Below are 21,655 nucleotides of genomic sequence, written 5' to 3' on the forward strand. Positions count from 1 at the left end.
TTACTGTGACAGACAATCTTTCGCGCAGCGCCTCGCCGAGATGATGCGCCAGCGTCCGCGACTTCGACGGCCTGTGGGTGTTGCCCGAAAGCACGACGATGTTCTGGCGCAGCCGTTCGACGTGGAAATTCATGGGCTCTCTCATCTGTCCAAAGCAATTGGAAACGCGGGCGGGGCCGCCGGCCCCGCCATTTCGTCGGCGACCGTCAGGCGGCGCGCAGAGGCCGTGTCAGCGGGATCGGCGCGGCCGGCTCCGAACGCGGCACGCGGCCTTCGACCGGATGGCTCGGATCATTGAACCCATGCGTTGAGGCATGACCGGCAGTGACGAGGCGGTCGACAAAGGCCTCGTCCTCGGCGCTCAGCCTGAAGTCCAATACCTTCGCATAGCTGTCCCACTGTTCCTCGGTACGCGGGCCGGCGATCGCCGCCGTGATCAGCCGGTTGTTCAACACCCAGGCCAGCGCGAAATCGGCGGCCGAGACGCCGCGTGACTTTGCGTGCGCCGCGATCTGCCTGGCGATCTCGATCGATTCCGGGCGCCACTCGGTCTCGGCGATGCGCTTGTCGCCACGGCCGGCCCGCGTGTCGGCGGCAGGCGCCTGGTTCGGCTCGTATTTGCCGGTCAGCACGCCGCGCGCCAGCGGGCTGTAGGAGACGACGCCAAGACCGTAGTAGGCGGCCGCCGGCAGCTGTTCGGCCTCGGCGGTGCGGTTGACGATGTTATAGAGCGGCTGGCTGGCTACCGGCCGGTCGATGCCGAGTTCATCGGCCAGATGCGCGACTTCGGCGATGCGCCAGCCACGAAAGTTGGAGACGCCGAAATAGCGCAGCTTGCCCTGGCGGATCAGGTCGGCGATCGCCCGCACCGGCTCTTCCAGCGGCGCATCGAAGACGGCGCGGTGGAAGTAGAACAGGTCGATATAGTCTGTTCCCAGGCGCCGCAGGCTGTTCTCGACCGTCTGGATCACCCATTTGCGCGAATGGCCGCCGAGATTAGGCCCCTTGTCATGCGAGTTGACGAACTTGGTCGCCACGACCCAATGATCGCGCGTCACCTTGATACCGCGACCGACGACTTCCTCGGACTTGCCGTTGTGGTAGACGTCGGCGGTGTCGATGAAGTTGATGCCTTGCTCGCGCGCCTTGTCGATGATGCGATGCGCGACCGTCTCCTCGGTCGGCCCGCCGAACATCATCGTGCCCAGGCTGAGCGGCGAAACCTTCAGGGCGCTGCGGCCAAGATAGCGGTAGTCGGACATTTTTCTGCTCCGTTGAATTTCAGTTGATGGTTGGTTCGGCGTAGTGGCAGGCGACATGGTGTCCCGGCGCGATCGCTCGGAACGCCGGTTCCTGCGAACGGCACAGATCGGTCGCCAGCGGGCAGCGGGTATGGAAACGGCAGCCGCTGGGGATGTTCTGCGGGCTTGGCAGATCGCCATGGATCGGCGCGGCCTGACGTCGGCGCGCCGGGTCCGGCACGGCATCCATCAGCGCGCGCGTGTAGGGATGCTTTGGCGAGGTCCACAGCGCCGCATTGTCGGCGCTTTCGACAATGCGTCCGAGATACATCACCAGCACCCGGTCGGCGAAATAGCGAACGACTGATAGATCGTGCGAAATGAAGAGATAGGACAGGCCGAGCTGACGTTTCATGTCGACCAGCAGGTTCAGAATCTGCGCCTGGATCGAAAGGTCGAGCGCCGACACCGGCTCGTCGCACACAACCAGTTCCGGATTGAGGATCAGCGCCCGGGCGATGCCGATGCGCTGGCGTTGCCCGCCGGAAAATTCATGCGGGTAGCGGCCAAGCGAATCCCTCGGCAGACCGACACGCTCGATGATGTCCTCGACGATGGTGCGCCGCTCGGCCGTGTTGCCGATGCCATGGACCTTCAGTGGTGCTGTCAGGATGTCGCCGATCGTGTGGCGCGGATTGAGCGATGCGAACGGATCCTGGAAGATCATCTGGATATTACGGCGCGCCGCCTTCAGCCGGCGCGTGTCGAGAACGGTGATGTCGGTGCCGTTGAACTCGATCCTGCCGCTAGTCGGGTCGACCAGCCGCATGATGGTCTTGCCTAGCGTCGATTTTCCGCAACCGCTTTCGCCGACGAGACCAACCGTCTCGCCGCGTCCGACTTCGAGGGATACGCCATCGACGGCGCGCAGCGTGCCGCCCTGGGCGTGGAAATGGGTGGAAAGGTCAGAGACCGAGAGCAGCGCCATGCGCAACCTCCGGAATGAAGCTGTAGGGGCAGGCGACTAGACGATCCTCGCTCACCTCGACGAGGTCGGGTACGAAATGGGCGCAGCTGTCGCGCGCCACCGCGCAGCGCGGGCGGAACGGGCAGCCCTTTTCGCCGGCGGCCGAGACGATACTGCCGGGAATCTCCGTCAGCCTGGCGTCGCGGTAGTGGAGATTGGTCTTCAGCCGCGGCGACGCCGCCAGCAGGCCGCGCGTATAGGGGTGAAGGGGTGTTCTGAACAGTGCGTCCGGCAGCGCCTGTTCAACCTTGCGGCCGGCATACATGACGACGACCTTGTCGGCCCATTGTGCCACGACACCAAGATCGTGGGTGATGAGCATGACAGCCATCGACAGTTCGCGGCGCAGCGTATCGAGCAGGTCGAGCACCTGCGCCTGGATGGTCACGTCGAGCGCCGTCGTCGGTTCGTCGGCAATCAGCAGGCGCGGCCGGCAGGCGACGGCGATGGCAATCATGATGCGCTGGCGCATGCCGCCGGAAAGCTGGTGCGGATAGTCATCGATGCGCCGCTGCGGATCGGGAATGCGAACCAGATTGAGAAGCTCGATGGCACGGTTCCGCGCTGCCTTGCCGCGTATGCCTTCGTGCAGCGTCAGCACCTCGGTGATCTGCCGGCCGATGGTCAGCACCGGATTGAGCGACGTCATCGGCTCCTGGAAGATCATGGCGATCTCGCGTCCGCGCAGGCTCCGCATAGCCTTCTGGTCGAGACCAAGCAGATCCTTGCCGGCGAATTCGATCCTGCCATTGGGTATTTTCGCCGAGCGCGGCAGAAGCTGCATCAGGGCGAGCGCGGTCAGCGACTTGCCGGAGCCTGATTCACCAACGATCGCCAGCGTCTCGCCCTCACCGACCTCGAAGCTCAGCCGGCTGACCGGCTCGGCGGTCGGGAAGCGAACCGTCAGATTGTCGATCCTGAGCAAAGGAGCCGCCATCTCTATCGCTCCTGTGAGAAGCGCGGGTTGAGCGCGTCGTTGAGGCCGTCACCGATCAGGTTCAGCGCCAGCACGGTAAAGACGATCGCCAGTCCCGGAAGCGCTGTCAGATACCAAGCGGTGCGGATCAATTCCCTGCCCGCTCCGATCATCGAGCCCCAGCTGACGACGTTGGGATCGCCGAGGCCCATGAAGGACAGCGCCGATTCCATCAGGATCGCGGTCGCCACCATCACCGACGAGGTCACGATCAACGGCGGCAGCGCATTGGGCAGGATCTCGCGGAAGATAATGCGGACATGGCCGTAGCCGAGGCTGCGGGCGGCCATGACGAAATCCTTCTCGCGGATGGCCCGGAACTCGGCGCGGGTCAACCGCGCCACCGTCGGCCAGGTGATGACGGCGATCGCCACTGTCACGACAGGCGCGGTCGGCTGCGCGATCGCCACCATGACGACCAGCAGCACGAAGCTCGGTATGGTCTGAAAGATCTCGATCAGGCGCACCAGCAGGTCGTCGATCCAGCCGCCGAAGTAGCCGGCGGCGGCGCCGACCAGGATGCCGAAGCTGAGGCCGAGCGCGGTCGCCACCAGGCCGACGAACAGCGAAATCCGTGCGCCATGCAGAATGCCCGAAAGCACATCGCGGCCCATGGAGTCCGTGCCCAGTGGGAAGGCTGGGTTCTGGCCCGGCCACAGGAAGGGCCGCGCCACCATCGATAGCGGATCGGCCGGATAGAGGACTGGTGCCAGCAGTGCGGCCAGCACGACCAGTGACAGGAACACAACGCCGAACATGGCGTTGGGATTGCGCAGGAAAACCTTCAGCGCACGCCCGCCAGCGGCTATCGGCACCGACGCTGCCGAAGCGGAGCGTGCGTCGGGCGCGTGGAGATTGCTCCAACTCTTTGCCTCGGGTTCAGGCGGTGCCGCGGGCCCGCGGGCATCGGCATGGAGACGGCGGGAACGGGCATCGCCCGCGGCGAAATCGGTGGAAGCCATCAGCGTACTCCGATGCGGGGATCGAGCCAGGCGTGCAGAAGATCGACGGTCGCGTTGGCGATGATCACCAGCAGCGACGACAACAGAAGGATGCCGAGCAGCACGGTGAAATCGCGGCCCATGACCGCTTCGAAGGCGAGACGCCCGAGGCCGGGCCAGGAATAGACAGTCTCGACAACCACGGCGCCGCCGAGCATGCCGCCGACATGCATGCCGGCCATGGTGGTAATGGGGATCAGCGCGTTGCGCAGGACATGGCGAATGGTGATGATGGCCGGCGGCAGGCCCTTGGCTGCGGCGGTGCGCACGTAGTCCTGCGACTGGACCTCCAGCATCGCCGCTCGTGTCAGCCGCGCATAGATCGCCACGTAGAACAGCGCCAGCGACAGTGCCGGCAGGATCATGTAGCGCGCCCTGTCCCAGAGCCCGGCAAGGCCGGTCAGGTTGCTGCCGATGGTTCCCGAGCCGCCGCTCGGCAGCCAGCCGAGCTTGACCGAAAACAGCACGATCAGCATCAAGCCGATCCAGAAACCCGGGATTGAATAGAACAGCAGCGAAATAACGGAGAGCACACGATCCGGCAGGCGCCCGGCAAACACCGCCATCACCGATCCAAGGGCGAGGCCGAGCACAATGGCGACGGCCAGAGCCACCGCCATCAGCACTAGCGTGCCGGGCAGCCGCTGGCCGATCAGGTCGGCGACCGGCATGCCGTAGCGCGGCGAAAAGCCGAGGCTGAAATGCGCCAGATTGTAGAGATAGTTGAACAGCTGGACGAGAAGCGGATTGTCGAGCCCGAAGCGCTGGCGAAGCGCCGCCATCGTTTCGACAGTGGCCGAGCCAGCCTCGCCGGCCATGACATCGGCGGCATCGCCGGGCGCGAGCTGCAGCAGGAAGAAGTTCAGGATGACGATGCCCAGAACGGTCGGCACCGCCTGGATGGCGGTGCGCCGGAAGGTTCTGCCAATGCGCGTCAGGGTCGACATCGTTTTCGCTATCCCGGCTGTGGCTGACGATGCGGGTTTGCTGTTTCCCGGAAAGTTCCGCGCTTTTTAGTTGACAAGATTTATAGACATTGTCAAACCTGATTTAAGAAATTTTATCCTGCAAATGGCTTCATTGCAGAATAGAATTTTATTTCATACTACAAACTTAGCTGTTTGAAGTATGAAATCTTAAGCGCGGGAGCAGGTCGGCCAAATCTTTTCGCAAACGGGCCCGCTCTTGGAACGACGGATTTTTAGCCTGGCGGCCGACGATCGGCCGATCGGGTCCGGCAGCAAAAAAGGACCAGGACGCTATGTCTCATTTCCTCAGTCCGAACCGCCGCAGGTTCCTCGGCATCTCGGCGGCCGCGCTCGGAGCGACCCTGTTGCCTGCATCGCGCAGCGCCTACGCCGCCGAGCCGAAACAGGGTGGAACGGCGACGCTGGTGCTCTCGGCTGAGCCGCCTGTGCTGACGACCATCGCCCACACGGCATTCAATTCGGTCTACGTCTCGGCAAAGACCACCGAGGGCCTGCTGACCTATGATTTCGATCTCACGCCGCGCCCATCCCTGGCCAGACAATGGTCAGTCAGTGGCGATGGGCTGCAATACACCTTCAAGCTGCGCGAAGGCGTGAAGTGGCATGATGGCCAGCCGTTCACCGCCGCCGACGTCGCCTATTCGATCACCACGATCAGAGAGGTTCATCCGCGCGGCCGCAACACCTTCCTCAACCTTGTAGACATCCAGACGCCGGATCCGCTGACCGTAGCGCTGGTTCTGTCGAGGCCGGCGCCTTACTTGATCACGGCCCTGGCTGCGGCCGAAACGCCAATCGTGCCGAAGCACCTCTATGACGGCACAAAGGCAGCCGAAAATCCGGTCAACGTCGCTCCGGTCGGCACCGGCCCGTTCGTCTTCAAAGAATGGGTGCGCGGCAGCCACATCGTTTACGAACGCAATCCTGACTACTGGGACGCACCGCGCCCCTATCTCGACCGGTTGATCGTGCGCTTCATCCCGGACGCTTCGGCGCGCGCGCTGGCGCTGGAGACCGGCGAGATCGATCTGGCGCCGGCAACGCCGATTCCGTACAGCGATTTGCAGCGTTTTGAGACGCTGCCGCATATCGGCTTCGAGAAGCAGGGCTACCAATATTCCAATGGCATCAGCCGGGTCGAATTCAACCTGGAGAAAGCCTATTTCCAGGATGTTCGCGTCCGCCGTGCCTTCGCCCATGTCATCGACCGCAACGTCATCCGCGAGACGATCAACTATGGCTATGGCGAAACCATTCCAGGCCCGATCAACCCCAATCTGAAGAAGTGGTTCGTCGCCGACCTGAAGACCTATCCGGTCGACACGGCCGCCGCCGATAAACTGCTCGATGAAGCAGGCTTGCCGCGCGACGCCAACGGTACCCGGCTCAAGCTTGTCCACGACTATGTCCCGAGCGGCGAAACCTACAAGCGCGGCGCCGATTACATCAAGCAGGCATTGGCCGCGGTCGGGATCGAGGTCACCGTGCGCAGCCAGGATTTCGCCACCTACACCAAGCGCATCTACACCGACCGCGACTTCGACTTCACCTTCAACGGCATGAGCAATCTGTTCGACCCGACGGTAGGCGTACAGCGCCTCTACTGGTCGAAAAATTTCAAACCCGGCGTGCCGTTCTCCAACGGTTCGAAATACAGCAATGCCAAGGTCGACGAACTTCTTGAAGCGGCCGCCGTCGAGGTCGACCACGAAAAGCGCTTCGAGCAATGGGCCGCGATCCAGCAGATCCTTGTCGAGGACCTGCCCGATATCGGCATCGTCAGCCAACCGGAAATCACCCTCTACAACAGGCGCATAGCCGGTCACACGGTGGGCGCCGAGGGCAATGCCGGCTCCCTCGCAACCGCCCATATCGTCGCCTGAGCCCTGACCCGTGCGCGGTCCTTCGCACGGGTTCCCTTCCTCCACCCGAGAAAGTTCGCCATGACGCTCGCCCACAAGCCTGGTTCCATCGTCGGCACGCCCTTCTTCAAGGCGCCGACCGACTATCCGGACAGCCCGCTGTCGAAAGCGCTTCAGCAGCCGGTGCTGCTCGGGCTATTCTTGCCGATCCAGGCCGGTGGCTGGACCAACTCGACCTTGCCGCGCTCGACCGACTGGCGCTTCGACTACAATCGCGACCTGACGTTGAAGGCCGAGGAGCTTGGCTTCGACCTCGTCTTCGCGCTCAGCCAGTGGCTGCCCAAGGGCGGTTATGGCGGTGTCTTCAACGGCCAGGCGCTGGACAGTTTCGTCTCCGTCGCGGCCATGGCCGCGATCACCAAGAAGATCATGCTGATCTCGACCATGCATGTTCTCTACGGCCCGTGGCACCCGCTGCATCTGGCGAAATTCGGCGCCACACTCGACCACATCTCCGGCGGCCGCTGGGGCATCAACGTCGTCACCGGCCATCGCGCCGTCGAACATGAAATGTTCGGCTGGAACCGTATCGAGCACGACCGCCGCTATGAACTCGCCGCCGAGTTCGTCGAAGTGCTGCAGCGACTGTGGCAGGACGACGAGAATTTCTCATTCTCCGGAGAATCGAGCTGGAAGCTCAATGGCGGCTTCGTCACGCCCAAGCCGAATTATGGACGGCCGATCCTGGTCAATGCCACCGGCTCCGACGCCGGCATTTCCTTTGCCGGCCGTTATTCCGACATCGTCTTCGTCACCAGCCCGGCCGGCTCCGACATCGCCAGCGCGCTGGAAGCGCTGCCGGCGCATACGAAGAAGGTGAAGGACGCAGCCCTCGGCGTCGGCCGCACCGTGCGCACGCTGCTCAACCCGCTGGTCATCAGCAGGCCGACCGAGAAGGAGGCCTGGGCGGTCGCCGATGAGATCGTCGCCCATGCCGACAGCCGCACGCCGAAAGGCTTCCAGACCTTCAACAGCGATGCCCAGGCCTGGAAAGGACGCGAGGGCCGCGACGATCCCTACGCCAAGGTCGGCGGCAACATTTATCTCATCGGCACGCCCGAACAGATCGTCGACCAGTTCGTCAAGTTGAAGGACGCCGGCATTGACGGCCTGCAGCTGTCCTTCTTCGATTTCAAGCCTGACCTCGAATTCTTCGGCGAGAACATCCTGCCGCTGATGAAGCAGGCCGGCCTGCGCAACACCTAAGGAGCCATCATGACCGCGACTGCGATCTCCGAAATCTGGTACACACGCTGCCCGGTGCCGACGCCTGTCGGGCTCGCCGCACAGCTCGGGCTTCTCGACGAGACCTTTCGCAAGGAGGGGATTGAATTGAAGTCGATCATCGATTCGCCCAATCGCGACATCCGCCAGAGCCATTTCAACCACACGCTCGACTGGTCGTTCCGCCACGGCGGCAACGTGCCGCCGATCCGCGCGCGGTCCGAAGGGCGCAAGACGCGTCTCGTCGGCATCACCTGGACCGACGAATTCCAGGCAATCATCGCCCTGCCCGGTTCCGGCATCAGGACAATCCAGGACCTGAAAGGCCGTCGCTTCGGCATCGCCCGGCGCCCCGAGGGAATCGTCGACTTCATGCGAGCGACGGCGTTGAAGGGACTGGTCTCGGCGCTCTCGCTCGAGGGCCTTGGCTATGGCGACGTCGAGATCGTCGACATAGCGCTGGCCGACAGCGTGCTCGACAGCCAGGAAGGACCGTCGCTGTTCGGCCTCAAGCGCAAGCAGGCCTATGGCGAGGAAGCCGCAGCCCTGATCCGCGGCGAGGTCGACGCCATCTATGTCAAGGGCACGGCCGGCATCAATGTCGCCAATCTGATCGGCGCCATCCAGGTCGTGGAATTCGGCTTCCACCCCGACCCGAACATCCGCATCAATTCCGGTTCGCCGCGCGTGCTGACCGTCGATGAACTGCTGGCGGAACAACGCCCCGATCTGGTCGCGCGACTGATCGAGACCATCCTGCGCGCCAGTGCCTGGGCCGAGGCGCATCCGGAAGAGACGCAGCGCTTTGTTGCCCGCGAAGCCGGGGCCACCGAGGAACAGGTGCTGGCCGCCAATGGCCCGGATGTCCATAAGCATCTCGGCCTCGGACTGCAGCCTGAGCTCGTCGCAGCGGTTTCCCACTACAAGAATTTCCTGCGCGACTGGGGCTTCCTCGCCGGCGATTTCGACGTCGAGCACTGGGTCGATCGCCGGCCGCTCGATCTGGTGAACATTCGGGCCGCCGCCTGAGAGAAAGCCAACGTCATGATGTCGACAATTGCCGAGTTTCCGCAACTCCTCGAGAAAGTGGCCGGCCTCGCCGACGACTTCGCGCTGACCGCCGCGCATCACGACGCGACCGGGGAATTCCCATTCGCCAATTTTGACCGGCTTCACCAGGCGGGGCTGCTTGGCCTGGTCACGGCGCGCGAACATGGCGGCTTCGGTGGCGGGCTGACGGAAGCACAGGCGGTGATCGCCGAGATCGGTCGTGGCGAGCCGTCGACAGCGCTGGTGCTGGCCATGCACTACAACAGCCAGTATGCGATGCGGAAATCCGGAAAATGGCCGCGCCATCTGGTTCAGCGGATTGTCGAGGCCGGGCGTCTTGGCCCTGCTTTGATCAACGCCGCCCAAGCCGAGCCGCGGATTGGCTCGCCCGCCCATGGCAAGCCGCCCGAAACCATTGCCCGGCGCGACGGCAATGTCTGGCGGATATCCGGCCACAAGAACTACGTCACCGGCATTCCTATTCTGAAATGGGTGAACTTGCTGGCGCTGACCGACGAGCCGCAGCCGCGCCTGGCTTCATTCCTGGTGCCGACCGATGCGCCTGGATTGCGTGTCGAAAAGACATGGAACGCCGCCGGCATGCGGGCGACGGCCAGCGACGACATCATTCTGGATAATGTTGCGGTTCCTGCCGAAGACATCACCGAGGCGCAGCCGGCATCCGAGCCGCTGAGGCGCGAGGAAGGCGCGACGGCGTTCTTCTTTTCGCTGATCGGCGCTGTCTACCACGGTGCCGCCCGTGCTGCCCGTGACCGGCTTGTCTCCTTTGTCAGCACGCACGCGCCGGCAAGTCTTGGTGCGCCGCTGTCGACCGTGCCGCACATCCAGGCAGGGCTCGGTGAGATCGAGGTCAGGCTTGCGAGCAGCACGCGGCTGCTGCGTTCGCTCGCCGAAGATGTCGACGCCGGCCGGCCTGTGGGCACCGACGGCATGACGGTCAGGCATGTCGTCATCGACAATGCCGTTGCCGTCACCTCGCTGGCGCTGGAGCTTGCCGGCAATCCAGGCCTTAACAGAGATTTCCAGCTTGAGCGCCACCACCGTGATGCGCTGACCGCCCGTTCCCACGCACCGCAGAACCACATGATCCGCACGATCGCCGCCAAGGCGACGCTCAGCCGCCATATCGCCCGGCAGTTGGCCGAGACACCGGCTATTGCCGCGGGCAAGCCCAAGCTCGCGGCGGTCGGTTGAGCGCCATGACAACAGAACATGTCGAAGTCGCCATCATCGGCGGAGGCCCCGGCGGCCTGACACTGGCGCAAGGCCTGAAGAAGAACGGCATCAGTGTCGCGGTCTTCGAGAAGGACCGCGCCCGCACCGACTATGTCCAGGGTTTTCGTCTGCGCATCCGCCAGCGCGGCATCGATTCGCTGATCGCCAATTTGCCGCCGGAACTCTACGACGCTTTTGTCGCCACGCTCGGCCAGGCGCCGGATCGCAACATCCTGCTGGACGAGAATTTCAACATCCTGGGCGAGGATGCCTGGGGCGGCGGCAACGCGCCGGGCGAGGCCGACGACACGCATATCGAAAAATCGGTAAGCCGTATCACGCTGCGCCAGGTGCTGTTGTCCGGCCTCGACGGCATCATGCGCTATGGCAAGGTCTTCTCTCGCTACGACGAGCAGCCGGATGGTTCGGTCGTCGCGCATTTCGAGGACGGCTCGGCAATCCATGCCGACGTGCTGGTCGGTGCCGACGGCGCCCGCTCGCGGGTGCGCCAGCAACTGGTGCCGCATGCGCGAAGCTTCGACACCGGCGTCAGGCGTCTGGCCGGCAAGATGACGCTGCATGCCGCAGCCCTTCACCAGATCTCGCCGCTGCTACTCGACTACAATGCCGGCGTCAGGCCAACCGAAGGTCATGGGCTTATGGTCACCAGCCACAGGGTCAATGTCGAGGCATTCCGAAAGCATGGACTGATCGGGCTGGACGACGCCACCCACAAGGATTTTTCCGGCTTCCATTTCAACAACACCACCAGCTATGTCTGGTGGAACACCGCCTATGAAAAGGACGAACTTGCCACAGACGACGCGCTGGCAAAGCTCTCCGGTTCAGAACTGATTGACCTGCTGATCTCGAAGATCGCCCACTGGCACCCGGAAATCCTCAACCTCATCCGCTACACCGACCCATCGACGGTGGCGCTGCTTCATGTCCACAGCTCCGAGCCTGTCGATCCCTGGCCGACGAAACCGGTGACGCTGCTTGGCGATGCCATCCACGCCATGACCTATTTTCGCGCGCTTGGCGGCAACACCGCGATCTACGACGCCGGGCTGCTGGTGCCGGAGCTGGTGGCCGCCAAACGCCGCGACAAGCCGCTTCTCCAGGCGCTGTCGGAGTATGAGGCCAAGATGCTGGAGCACGGCGCCAAAGCCGTGCGGTCTTCGCTGACGGCGATGCAGAAGAACGTGCTGGCGGGCCGTCGCCGCCAATCGGAAGCCGCCGAATAGTGGCCCCCGAAAAAATCGCCTGACAGTGCTCCTGCCCTACGCCGCTTCCACCAGGCTGGTCGACTGGAAGTCATACAAGAGGATCGCGATCTCGAAGCCGCGCCGCTGCAGCCAATGCGCCGTCGTCGCCGCGCGGACACCGAGCAGATCGTCGATCAGCACGACGCGGGCGCCGCGCACCGCGATGGTGCGATAGGCGACACCGAGCAACTGCCCGCCCTCAGACGCGATCGACCCCGGAATATGCGCTTCGGCGAACTCGTCGGGCGTGCGCACGTCAAGCAGGTAGGTCGTCCGCTTTTCGTCCTTCGCCCAGTTCGCGGCCGTGGCCGCATTGATGCGGGGAAAGCTGTCGCCTTCGGCAAGCTTTGCGATGTGCTCCCCGGCGAAACGCTTGGCATCCTCGCTTGCCGGACCATAGATTGCGGTCTTGCCGGTTTCGAGTGCAAGACCGGCCTCGCGCCATGCCCTGGTGCCGTCGTGCAGATAGGCGACCCGGTTGGGCACGCCGGCATCGATCAGTGTCTGCGCCCCGATGATGGCGCGCGGCAGGCCGGCGCAGGAGACGACAACCTGCGTCTCCGGTGACGGCACCAGGTCGGCGAAGCGCAGCACCAGCTCGGCGCCCGGCACGCTGATGGCGCCCGGCACATGGTCCTTTTCGAACTCCGCCACCGTGCGGCTGTCGAGCACCACCACGTCGGCGCCTCGGCCTCTGAGCACCGCGAGCTCTTCAACGCTGACGACCGGGGTTCCCTTCTCGTCGCGGATCGCCAGCGAAAAATCGACGCCCGGCGTATCGAAGGTCGGCAGGTCTTCAACGCCGCTTTGCGTCCATTCCGGAATTCCACCGTTCAGCGAAAACAGCTGGGTACGGCCATACCCCACCAGTCGTTCGACAAGTTGCTCGGCAACGCCGCTGCCGTCGTCCGCCAGCACGGTGCGCACCGATTTGCGCGGGATGAAGCGGTCGATCTCGGCCTCGACCTGAGCCGCGGGCAGGTTGGTGGCGAACAGCGGCGATGCGTATCCGACAGTCGCGCTGTCGCGAATGTCTAGCACCGCCAGTTCTTCGCCATCCGCCAGCCATTGGCGAAACATTTTCGAATCGATCGTCCTGTCGCTCATGATGCTTTCCTCTCTTGCTGTTCAGCGGCGCCACGGATCGGGCGCGCAAGGCCGAGGTTCTCGCGCAACGTCCCGCCTTCGTAAGCAGTCCGGAACAGACGCCGCCGCTGCAGCTCCGGAATGACGAGGTCGACAAAATCGGTGAGGCCCGTCGGCAGGATCGGCGGCATGACGTTGAAGCCGTCCGCCGCGCCACCGGCGAACCACTCCTCCATCATGTCGGCCACATCCTTTGGCGTGCCAACGATCTGGAAATGGCCGCGCGCGCCGGCAACGGCGAGATACAATTGGCGGATGGTCAGGTTCCGGCTCGCGGCCAATTCGGAAACGACTTTCAGGCGGCTCTTCACGGCATCGGAACTGCCCAGTTCCGGCAACGGTCCGTCGAGTGAATGGCCGGAAAGATCGACACCGCCGAGCAATCCTGAAACCAGCGCCACACCAACCACAGGATCGACCAGGCGCTGGATCGCATCGAACTTGTCCTCGGCCTCCGTGCGCGTCGGCGCGACGACCGGGAAGACACCGGGCATGATCTTCAAGCTGTCGGCGGAGCGGCCAAACGAGCCCAGCCGGCCTTTCAGTTCGCCGTAAAAGCCGCGCGCCGATTCGATGGTCGGGTGGGCGGTGAAAACCACCTCCGCCGTCCGCGCCGCCAAGTGCTGGCCGGCATCGGACGAGCCCGCCTGGACGATGACGGGATGGCCCTGCGGTGGGCGAGCGACGTTGAGCGGTCCCTTGACGCGGAAATGCCGGCCGGCATGGTCCGGGGCGTGGATGCCGCGCCGGTCGATGGCGATCCCCGAAGCCTTGTCGGCGACGAAGGCATCGTCGTCCCAGCTGTCCCAAAGCTTCTGCGCGACAGCGACGAATTCCTCGGCGCGGGCGTAACGGTCGGCATGAACGGGATGCTGGTCGAGGCTGAAATTCGCCGCCGCCGGCGCATCGGCTGAGGTGACGACATTCCAGCCTGTCCTGCCGCCGCTGAGATGATCGATCGAAGCGAACAGCCGCGCCAAGTGGAACGGCTCCCAATAGGTGGTCGAGGCGGTCGCAACGAGCCCGATCCCTTGCGTGATGGTCGAGAGCGCCGACAAAAGCGTCAGCGGCTCGAAATGCACGACATGGCCGGTGCGCTCGAAGGTGTCGATCGGCTGCTCGCCATTGCGCGCGCTGAGGCTGTCGGCCAGAAACACCATGTCGAACAGGCCACGCTCGGCAGTGCGCGCGGCGTCCGCATAGTGCTGGAAGCTCAGGCCCGGATTGGCAGGCACATCGGGATGGCGCCAGGCAGCGACATGATGGCCCGGTCCGCGAACAAAGGCTCCAAGCCTTATCTTTCGATTTTCAGTCATCAGCGGTTCTCGGGCTGGTCGCAAAGGGCGTTCCTATCTAGCGCCTGCCAAACCCGCTGAGTGAAAGAATGCCTTTCGTCAGCTGGCAATTATTGTTTTTTGACATCGGGTTACGGGAAAGCACGATGATCGTTGCCGGGGCGATGGGCTGGAGCCACGACCACCGGCATCGCAAAGGTTCTTGATGCTTCATACCCCTTCCTCCCCGCTACGTTCGATCCCTCGTTCAATCATCATCGTTGGCGGCGGCTTTGCCGGCGCGGTTACCGCGATCAAGCTGCTCGACCGTTCAACTGAGCCGCTGGCAATCACCATCATCGAGCGCCGGGCCGAGCTCGGTCGCGGCGTTGCCTATAGCACCGTCGATCCACAACACCTCGTCAACGGCGCGGCGCGCATCTTCTCGCTGCATCCGGACGATCCCGATCACCTCGTTCGCTGGCTTATGGCGAATGGGCCGGAGCACGGCTGGACACCGCCCGAGGATGTCCCGGACTCAAGCCCGCCGCGCTGGCTGTTCGGCAGCTATGTCCAGTCGGAACTGACAAGAGCGATCAGAGAAGCAGATCCGCGTTCTTCGCTGCGCCACATCAAGGCATCCGCCGTCGACATGCTGACGGGTCCGTCCGGGGTATGCGTCGGCACCAGCGATAGCCAGCAATTGCTGGCGGATGAGGCGGTGCTGGCAACCGGGGTGTTCCAGAGCCAGCCGTCCACCACGGAAGCAGCCGTCGTCAGCGATCCCCGTTATGTCGCCAATCCCTGGGATTCGGCGGCGCTCGATCGGCTCGCCGGCAGCAAGGAACTGCTGCTGATCGGCTCCAGCCTCAGCATGGTCGACGTCGTCGCCAGCATGGAAGCGCGCGGCTTCAACGGCGGTTATCGCGTCGTGTCGCGGCGCGGACAGATCGTCGAACCTCGGCGCAACGCGGAAGCGTGGCGCGATTTCCTCGCCGGGCGGCCGCTGCCGAAAACCACCAGGGCGCTTCTCGCACTGGTCAAGGCCGAACGCCGGGCAATCGAAACCACCGGCCTGGACTGGCAAGGGCTGCCGCTGACGATCCGGCCGTGGATCCTGGCATTGTGGCAAGGCGCCACCGACAAGGAGCGCTTGAAGTTCGCACGCCATCTGCGCGCCTTCTGGGATGTCACCGCGCACCGCGCGGCGCCACCGAGCTTTGAGCGCGTGGCACTGGCGCGAAGCCAAGGCCGTTGGACGGGTCGAGCGGGACGGGTGCTGGCACTCCATCCGCAGGCAAATGGCATCGTCGCTGAAATTCGCTGGCGCGATACCGGCGCAGTCGAACGGCTGCGCTTCGACGGCGTCGTCAACTGCCGCGGCCATCAGGAGCATGATTGGCGACGGATCGCCGATCCGTTCGTCCGCAGCCTGCTCGAGAACGGCATCGTCAGGCCGCATGCGACCGGCTTCGGCATCGACGCGACGCATGACGGCCAGGTGATTTCTCGTGATGGCGAGACCCATGGCAATCTGTTCGCCATCGGCCATCCGCTGCGCGGCGTCGCCTGGGAATCGAGCTCCATCGGCGAACAACTGGCGCAGGCCATAGCCCTTGCCGGCCTTCTGGTCGGCGCCAGCCGAAGGCTGGGTGCTTTGGCCTGAAGTCACCAGCTTTGCGAAATGGAAGAAACGAAAACGGCCGCAGCTCTATGCGGCCCTTCTCTCATGATTGCCCGGCAGATTTAGGCGTTCGGGTCGAGATAGGCGTCGGCGAAATTCGCTGACAGGCCTTCGGCGCCAGGCGCGTAGTTCTTGACGGTTTTGCGGGCGATGATGATGGTCGGTGGCGCGATCAGATTGATGATCGGCAACTCGTCGGCGATGATCTCCTGGAACTTGAAGAAGAGTTGCCTGCGCTTGGCCTCGTCTAGCTCGACCGATGCGGCTTCCAGCAACCGGTCAACCTCCGGGTTCTCATAATGCGCGCCGTTGGAGAACGGCAGCCCTTTCTTGATGTTCTTTGACCAGTAGAGCCGCTGCGCCCCGGCGCTCGGGTCGAAGATGTTGCCGCAAGATTCGGTCGACAGGTCCCAAGTGCGGTCGGTGTAGATGGTTTTGACATAGGTGCCGAAGTCGAACTTCTGGATCTCGGCGTCGATACCGATCTTGGCCAGCGCCTGCTTGAGGAAGTCGGCATAGCCCCACGGATTGTAGGGATTGTTGGTGAGCCTTAGCTTGAAGCGGATGCCGTCCGCTCCTCGCTTGAAACCGGCCTCGTCTAACAGTTTTTCCGACAGCGCCGTATCGACGGTCGCGGCCTTCACGTCGGGATCGAAATACTTCTTGTTGACGACGCTGATCGGTGTCGGCGACACTTGGCCATAGCCGTAGAACACGATGGCGTTGACCGCATCGAGATCGATCGCATGTGCGATTGCCTGGCGGACTTTTTTCTCCTTCAGGATCGGGTTTTCGAGGTTGATGATCAGTTGGTGCAGCGGGCCGCTATAGGCGAAGACCGTGCTGTCGACGACGAATTGCGGCAGCGCCTTGAAACGCTCCAGATCGGCGAAGGCCACCGGGTTCGGTCCGATGTCGACCTCGCCCGTTTCGAGCGCCGCGGCGCGCGCGCCCGGATCGGTGATGAAGCGGAAAATGATCCGGTCGAGATAGGGTTTAGGCGCATCCCAATAGGTCGGATTCTTTTCGACGAGGATGTGGCTGCCCTTTACCCATTCCTTCAGCACGAACGGCCCGCTGCCGATGATCTGCTCGAAGGACGGATCGTCGGCCGGCTTCAGCTTCTCGTAAATGTGTTTGGGCACGACAGGCGATTCCGTCGCGGCCAGCCCCGAGATCAGGGCGGCGGACGGCTTCGACAATTTGATCTTCACGATATACGGGTCCGACGTGTCGATGTCGGTGACGTTCTGGAAGGTGATGCGACCGCGCGGATGCGCTTCGCGCAGCCGGGAGATAGAAAAGGCGACGTCCTCGGAGGTCAAATCATGGCCATCGCTGAACTTCACCCCCTGGCGCAGCTTGAAGACGTATTCGAGCCCGTCGTCGCTGATCGACCATTCGGTGGCCAGTTGCGGTCGGGGATTGAGATCGTAGTCGTAGGCGAGCAGGCCGTCGAAAATCTTCGGACCGATGGTGGCCGGTCCGCCAGCGCTGGTGTTGATGGAAACGATCTGGTTAGGCTCGGGATAGTAGACGAAGTTGAGCGTGCCTCCGGCCACCGGCTTTGCGTCTTCTGCGAATGCCCCGGCGGGAAGTGCAGCACTCGCGCCGGCCAGCAGCAGGAACTGATTGAACAGGCGTCGGTTGATGGTCATGGTCGGTACTCCGAATTGGCGCGATTTATCTTTCATGGAGAAAAGTCGGGATCGTCGTTTTCACGCGCTGGTCCCAACCAGAGGGCTTGCAGAACGCTTAGGCGTTTGGCGCGAGCCATATCTGCGCGAAGCTGTTGTTGATCCCCTGAGCGCCGGGCGCAAAACCCCGGACCTTCTTGTTGGCGACGATCTGGGCGCCGGCGGCGACCAGATCGACCGACACCACGTCGTCATGGATGACGTGCTGGAATTTGTACCAGAGCTCGCGCCGCTTGGTCTCGTCGGGCTCGATTGCCGCGGATTCGAGGATCTGGTCGACCTCGGGGTTTGCGTAGTGGCTAGCGTTGGAGAAGACGAGGCCGATCTTGAAGTTCTTCGACCAGTAGGCGCGCTGGACGCCGAGCGTCGGATCGAAGGTGTTCGACAGCGACTCGACCACCAGGTCCCAGGCGCGGTCGGTGTAGACGGTCTTCAGGAACGTCGACAGGTCAAGCTTGAGGATCTCGGCATCGATGCCGACCGTCGCCAACGACTGCTTGATGAAATCGGCATAGGACGCCGGCAGGAACGCGTTGTAGGCAAGCCGGAGCTTGAAGCGCGTCCCATCGGCGCCACGCGGATAGCCGGCGTCGTCGAGCAGCCTCTCCGCCAGTTTGGTATCGGGTTCGCGCGCCTTGATGCTGGGGTCATACCATTTGGGCAGCGCCGTGCTGATCGGGCTCGGCGATACCTGCGCATAGCCGTAGAGCGCGATGTCGACCAGCTTCTGCAGGTCGATTGCGTGGGCGATGGCAAGGCGCACATCGCGCTTGGTCAGGATTTCGTTCTCGTAATTGAAGAACAATTGCTGCTGTGGGCCGGAATAGGCGTAGGTGTTGGTGTCGACGACCAGAGCGGGGTTTGCCTTCAGCCGTTCGATGTCGGCCAGCGGCACGGGATTGGCGCCGATATCGATCTCGCCGGTTTCAAGAGCCGCCGAACGCGCGGCCGGGTCGAGGATGACGTGCAGGACGATGCGGTCGAGGTAGGGCCGAGGCGCGTCCCAATAATCCGGATTGCGGTCGAAGATCAGATGGCTGCCGGGCACCCATTCCTTGAGAATGAAGGGACCGGTGCCGATCGTCTGTTCGAGCTTCGGCTGTTCCGCCGGCTTGAACGTTTCGTAGACGTGCTTCGGCACAATCGGTGATTCCGAGCTGCTCAGTGCCGTGATCAGATAGGGCGCCGGCTTTGAAAGCACGATGATGGCGGTGTGCGGATCGGGCGTCTCGACCGCGGTCACGTTTTGGTAGGTGATGCGGCCGCGCGGATGCGCCTCCTTCAGCCGGAAGATGGTGAAGGCAACGTCTTCCGACGTGAAGTCCTTGCCGTCATGCCATTTGACGCCCTCGCGCAGCTTGAAGGTGTAGCGCAGGCCGTCATCGCTGATCGACCACTCCGTCGCCAGCAGCGGTTTCGGGCTGAGGTCATAGGCGAAATCGAGCAGACCTTCATTCACCTTGGGACCGATCGCCTGGCCGGTGCCCGACGAGGTGTTGATGGCAATCAGCGACGTGGGGTCGGGATAGTAGGCCCAGTTGAGCGTGCCACCCTGAACCGGCGTTCCTTCGGCAGCGAAGGAAACCCCGGGCAATGCGAAGCTCGCACCGCCAAGCAACAGCAGCTGGTTGAAATGACGACGATTGACAGACATGGCCTTGAGCTCCGGAAAACGGCTACGATGGCATCCGGCGGCCGAACACACTCCGGCGCCTCGACGCGATGATCCCTGCCACGCGGCAAAACCGGAAGAATGATTTTCTATCGTCTGCCGAAAGCACTGCTTCGCACGACCGTTTCATTCCAGGATCTGGCAAAGCTGCTCGACGCCCAAATCAGCGCTCCGATCTTATTTCTACAAGAATTGTAGACATTACGATTTTTTAGATTTCCGTTCCCGCTGCCGCGACGCTGCGGCAAACGAAATTTTCCACCGGGCACTTTGGCGCAAAGCCCGCCCTCGTCGCGCCCGGCCTGAACGTGTTGAATGCGCTCCATGGTCGATCTCATTCGCGCAAAATCAAGGAAGCTGCGGCCGACGCTGGCGAGGCTTCCGCCGCTGACGTCGCTTCGAGCTTTTGTCGCAACCGCCCGCCACCTGAGCTTTACGCGGGCGGCCGAAGAACTCCATGTGACGCCTGCCGCCATCGGCCAGCAGATCCGCCTGCTCGAGGATCACCTCGGTCAACCGCTGTTCCATCGCAACCGTGGCGAGCTTCTGCTGACGTCGGCCGGCCAGGCGCTGATGCCCGGCCTCACCGAGGCTTTCGACGTCGTTGTCGAGTCGGTCGCGCGGATTTCCGGCGACGAGGAGGATGCGCCGATCAAAGTGTCGGTTGCGCCCTCCTTCGCCAGCAAATGGCTGATCCCGCGCCTCGACGCACTGCGCGACGCGGTACCCGGCCTAGAAGTGCTGGTCGACGCATCAACCAGGCTTGCCGACTTTGCCAGCGAAGACGTCGACTGCGTCATCCGCTACGGGTCGGGCGCCTATAGCGGCCTGCTGACGGAACGGCTGTTTTCGGAAGCGGTGCTGCCCGTCTGCAGCCCGGAATTTGCTCGCATGCACGGTCTCTATCGCGGGCCGGAGGGGCTGCGTGACGCACCGATCCTGCATGAGGACGGTCCGGAACGCGATCCAAGCTGCCCTGACTGGAAGGGCTGGCTGAGATCCAACGGCCTGTCCGGCCGCTTTGTCGAGGGCGGTATACGGCTTAGCCAATCGTCACTGGTGCTCGACGCAGCTGCTGCCGGCAAGGGCATCGGTCTCGGCAAATTCCGGCTGGCCGAGCCTGACCTCGCCGCGGGGCGTCTGGTCAGTCCATTCGGCTCACCGCAGCCGGTCGAGTTTTCCTATTATTTTGCGACGACGCCGCACAAGGCGAAGCTGGAGACGGTCGAGCGCTTTCATGGCTGGCTGAAGGCCGAGGCGCGCCAGCTCGGCGCTCTCGACGTCCCACCGCCGGCGGCGCTTCCGGCGCGCATCGCCATTATCGCGGCCGAATAGCCTCGCCGCGGTCTCGCGAGCAGGCGCGCGCCTATTTGAGCTTGAAGCCCAGCGCTTTGAGCACTTCGCCCAGGCGATCACGGCCTTTCAGCGCTGCTTTGCTGCCGATGCGGTTCGAAACCAACTCTGTCCAGTCCACCACAGGCATCGCCTGCTCCTGCTGGAATAATCGAAGCCTCTGGTTGTAGGCTGCAAGATCGTCCGGATCGGGCTCTGATCGATAGCGCTCGCGGTGCAGCACCGCAGCCTGCGGCAGTCTGGGCTTGATGTCAGTCGCAGCCAGGAGATCGGGATAGCCGACGGTCAGGCCGAACACCGCCACGGTTTCCGGCGGGAGGCCGAGTTCGCGCGCCACCTCCTGCGGATGATTGCGCATCGCGCCGATGTAGCAGGAGCCGAGCCCGAGCGCGTCGGTCGCCACCACGGCGTTCTGTGCGGCAAGTGCGGCGTCGATCACGGCCAGCAGAAAGCTCTCCTGATAATCGAGCCCCTCGCCCACCCGGCCGTTTGCCTCGGCAATGGCGCGCAGCCGCGACAGGTCGGCCAGCCAGACCAGCAGCAGCGGCGCCTGCTCGATATGGCGATTGATCGCCGCCAGTTCGGCAAGCCGCGCCTTGCGCGCCGGATCCTCGACTGCGATGACGCTCCACGCCTGGAGATTGGAAGAAGTCGGCGCCGACTGGGCGGCGGCGACGATCAGTTCCAGCGTCCCTTCGGGAAGAGGCTTGGCGAGATAATTGCGGACCGAGCGATGCGAAAGGATCGCCTCGAGGGCTTCGTTCCAGGTTCCGGTATGCGCGCTTTGCGGCGCTCGATAACGCCGCCGTAGCGCCGCTTCACCACGCAGGTCAGCGTCGGAAGGGCGGATGCTGAAGGCGGCCGGCTGTGACATCGTCTTCCCTACTGGCAATCT

The 21,655-nt window shown here is 63.5% G+C and carries 17 protein-coding genes; 7 read left to right on the forward strand and 10 right to left on the reverse strand.

The window, feature by feature from the left end; all coding sequences use genetic code 11:
* Positions 1 to 206: 206 nt before the first annotated feature.
* Genes NKH30_RS25745 through NKH30_RS25765 form a run of 5 tightly spaced genes read right to left on the reverse strand, consistent with a single transcriptional unit; the run spans position 207 to position 5,192 of the window.
* Positions 207 to 1,262: an aldo/keto reductase gene (locus tag NKH30_RS25745; protein ID WP_352997479.1), complete on the reverse strand. Its 1,056-nt coding sequence runs from the start codon at positions 1,260 to 1,262 to the stop codon at positions 207 to 209.
* A 19-nt stretch (positions 1,263 to 1,281) separates the two neighbouring features.
* The gene (locus NKH30_RS25750; protein ID WP_352471355.1) at positions 1,282 to 2,229 is read right to left on the reverse strand and encodes an ABC transporter ATP-binding protein; all 948 of its coding nucleotides are present in this window, start codon (positions 2,227 to 2,229) and stop codon (positions 1,282 to 1,284) included.
* Entirely contained in the window at positions 2,207 to 3,205 is a 999-nt protein-coding gene (locus tag NKH30_RS25755) for an ABC transporter ATP-binding protein (RefSeq protein ID WP_352471356.1), read from the reverse strand. Before NKH30_RS25755 ends, NKH30_RS25750 begins: the two co-directional genes overlap by 23 nt.
* A gap of 2 nt (positions 3,206 to 3,207) precedes the next feature.
* Entirely contained in the window at positions 3,208 to 4,206 is a 999-nt protein-coding gene (locus tag NKH30_RS25760; RefSeq protein ID WP_352471358.1) for an ABC transporter permease, read from the reverse strand.
* On the reverse strand, positions 4,206 to 5,192 hold the full coding sequence (locus NKH30_RS25765; protein WP_352449708.1) for an ABC transporter permease: 987 nt from the start codon (positions 5,190 to 5,192) through the stop codon (positions 4,206 to 4,208). Before NKH30_RS25765 ends, NKH30_RS25760 begins: the two co-directional genes overlap by 1 nt.
* A 314-nt stretch (positions 5,193 to 5,506) precedes the next feature.
* On the opposite strand from NKH30_RS25765, the gene NKH30_RS25770 reads away from it, so the two are divergent.
* The 5 genes from NKH30_RS25770 to NKH30_RS25790 are packed head-to-tail and all read left to right on the forward strand — an operon-like array spanning position 5,507 to position 11,913.
* On the forward strand, positions 5,507 to 7,117 hold the full coding sequence (locus NKH30_RS25770) for an ABC transporter substrate-binding protein (RefSeq protein ID WP_352540160.1): 1,611 nt from the start codon (positions 5,507 to 5,509) through the stop codon (positions 7,115 to 7,117).
* Positions 7,118 to 7,177: 60 nt separating this feature from the next.
* Complete coding sequence (locus tag NKH30_RS25775; protein ID WP_352471360.1) at positions 7,178 to 8,362, forward strand: LLM class flavin-dependent oxidoreductase; 1,185 nt, start codon at positions 7,178 to 7,180, stop codon at positions 8,360 to 8,362.
* Between the two features lie 9 nt (positions 8,363 to 8,371).
* Positions 8,372 to 9,409 (forward strand): ABC transporter substrate-binding protein, encoded by a 1,038-nt coding sequence (locus tag NKH30_RS25780; protein ID WP_352616954.1) that lies wholly within the window; start codon positions 8,372 to 8,374, stop codon positions 9,407 to 9,409.
* 18 nt (positions 9,410 to 9,427) lie between these two features.
* Positions 9,428 to 10,645 (forward strand): acyl-CoA dehydrogenase family protein, encoded by a 1,218-nt coding sequence (locus NKH30_RS25785; protein WP_352997484.1) that lies wholly within the window; start codon positions 9,428 to 9,430, stop codon positions 10,643 to 10,645.
* Between the two features lie 5 nt (positions 10,646 to 10,650).
* On the forward strand, positions 10,651 to 11,913 hold the full coding sequence (locus tag NKH30_RS25790; protein WP_352997480.1) for an FAD-dependent oxidoreductase: 1,263 nt from the start codon (positions 10,651 to 10,653) through the stop codon (positions 11,911 to 11,913).
* 36 nt (positions 11,914 to 11,949) lie between these two features.
* On the opposite strand, the gene NKH30_RS25795 is transcribed toward NKH30_RS25790, so the two are convergent.
* On the reverse strand, positions 11,950 to 13,041 hold the full coding sequence (locus NKH30_RS25795; protein WP_352997481.1) for a rhodanese-like domain-containing protein: 1,092 nt from the start codon (positions 13,039 to 13,041) through the stop codon (positions 11,950 to 11,952).
* A complete protein-coding gene (locus NKH30_RS25800) occupies positions 13,038 to 14,399 on the reverse strand; it encodes an LLM class flavin-dependent oxidoreductase (RefSeq protein WP_502893705.1) in 1,362 nt (453 codons plus the stop codon). Before NKH30_RS25800 ends, NKH30_RS25795 begins: the two co-directional genes overlap by 4 nt.
* A 181-nt stretch (positions 14,400 to 14,580) precedes the next feature.
* On the opposite strand from NKH30_RS25800, the gene NKH30_RS25805 reads away from it, so the two are divergent.
* On the forward strand, positions 14,581 to 16,020 hold the full coding sequence (locus tag NKH30_RS25805) for an FAD/NAD(P)-binding protein (RefSeq protein WP_352768024.1): 1,440 nt from the start codon (positions 14,581 to 14,583) through the stop codon (positions 16,018 to 16,020).
* An 80-nt stretch (positions 16,021 to 16,100) separates the two neighbouring features.
* Here the strand turns inward: NKH30_RS25805 and NKH30_RS25810 are convergent, their stop codons facing one another.
* Both NKH30_RS25810 and NKH30_RS25815 read right to left on the reverse strand, forming a co-directional pair.
* Positions 16,101 to 17,696 (reverse strand): ABC transporter substrate-binding protein, encoded by a 1,596-nt coding sequence (locus NKH30_RS25810; RefSeq protein WP_352768026.1) that lies wholly within the window; start codon positions 17,694 to 17,696, stop codon positions 16,101 to 16,103.
* A 97-nt stretch (positions 17,697 to 17,793) separates the two neighbouring features.
* Complete coding sequence (locus tag NKH30_RS25815; protein ID WP_352768028.1) at positions 17,794 to 19,389, reverse strand: ABC transporter substrate-binding protein; 1,596 nt, start codon at positions 19,387 to 19,389, stop codon at positions 17,794 to 17,796.
* Positions 19,390 to 19,731: 342 nt separating this feature from the next.
* Here NKH30_RS25815 and gcvA point away from each other — a divergent pair, with 342 nt between their 5' ends.
* Positions 19,732 to 20,742, forward strand: a complete 1,011-nt coding sequence (gene gcvA / locus NKH30_RS25820; RefSeq protein WP_352471368.1) for a transcriptional regulator GcvA — start codon at positions 19,732 to 19,734, stop codon at positions 20,740 to 20,742.
* Positions 20,743 to 20,773: 31 nt separating this feature from the next.
* On the opposite strand, the gene NKH30_RS25825 is transcribed toward gcvA, so the two are convergent.
* Positions 20,774 to 21,634: an NADPH-dependent oxidoreductase gene (locus tag NKH30_RS25825; protein WP_352768032.1), complete on the reverse strand. Its 861-nt coding sequence runs from the start codon at positions 21,632 to 21,634 to the stop codon at positions 20,774 to 20,776.
* Positions 21,635 to 21,655 lie beyond the last annotated feature (21 nt).

The sequence above is a fragment of the Mesorhizobium sp. M1273 genome (assembly GCF_040318195.1).
GTDB lineage: Bacteria > Pseudomonadota > Alphaproteobacteria > Rhizobiales > Rhizobiaceae > Mesorhizobium.

Excerpts from the sequence above, each read along its gene's own strand:
- NKH30_RS25745 (WP_352997479.1), bottom strand. The coding sequence starts at position 1,262 with ATGTCCGACTACCGCTATCTTGGCCGCAGCGCCCTGAAGGTTTCGCCG.
- NKH30_RS25750 (WP_352471355.1), bottom strand. The coding sequence starts at position 2,229 with ATGGCGCTGCTCTCGGTCTCTGACCTTTCCACCCATTTCCACGCCCAG.
- NKH30_RS25755 (WP_352471356.1), bottom strand. The coding sequence starts at position 3,205 with ATGGCGGCTCCTTTGCTCAGGATCGACAATCTGACGGTTCGCTTCCCG.
- NKH30_RS25760 (WP_352471358.1), bottom strand. The coding sequence starts at position 4,206 with ATGGCTTCCACCGATTTCGCCGCGGGCGATGCCCGTTCCCGCCGTCTC.
- NKH30_RS25765 (WP_352449708.1), bottom strand. The coding sequence starts at position 5,192 with ATGTCGACCCTGACGCGCATTGGCAGAACCTTCCGGCGCACCGCCATC.
- NKH30_RS25770 (WP_352540160.1), top strand. The coding sequence starts at position 5,507 with ATGTCTCATTTCCTCAGTCCGAACCGCCGCAGGTTCCTCGGCATCTCG.
- NKH30_RS25775 (WP_352471360.1), top strand. The coding sequence starts at position 7,178 with ATGACGCTCGCCCACAAGCCTGGTTCCATCGTCGGCACGCCCTTCTTC.
- NKH30_RS25780 (WP_352616954.1), top strand. The coding sequence starts at position 8,372 with ATGACCGCGACTGCGATCTCCGAAATCTGGTACACACGCTGCCCGGTG.
- NKH30_RS25785 (WP_352997484.1), top strand. The coding sequence starts at position 9,428 with ATGTCGACAATTGCCGAGTTTCCGCAACTCCTCGAGAAAGTGGCCGGC.
- NKH30_RS25790 (WP_352997480.1), top strand. The coding sequence starts at position 10,651 with ATGACAACAGAACATGTCGAAGTCGCCATCATCGGCGGAGGCCCCGGC.
- NKH30_RS25795 (WP_352997481.1), bottom strand. The coding sequence starts at position 13,041 with ATGAGCGACAGGACGATCGATTCGAAAATGTTTCGCCAATGGCTGGCG.
- NKH30_RS25805 (WP_352768024.1), top strand. The coding sequence starts at position 14,581 with ATGCTTCATACCCCTTCCTCCCCGCTACGTTCGATCCCTCGTTCAATC.
- NKH30_RS25810 (WP_352768026.1), bottom strand. The coding sequence starts at position 17,696 with ATGACCATCAACCGACGCCTGTTCAATCAGTTCCTGCTGCTGGCCGGC.
- NKH30_RS25815 (WP_352768028.1), bottom strand. The coding sequence starts at position 19,389 with ATGTCTGTCAATCGTCGTCATTTCAACCAGCTGCTGTTGCTTGGCGGT.
- gcvA (WP_352471368.1), top strand. The coding sequence starts at position 19,732 with ATGGTCGATCTCATTCGCGCAAAATCAAGGAAGCTGCGGCCGACGCTG.
- NKH30_RS25825 (WP_352768032.1), bottom strand. The coding sequence starts at position 21,634 with ATGTCACAGCCGGCCGCCTTCAGCATCCGCCCTTCCGACGCTGACCTG.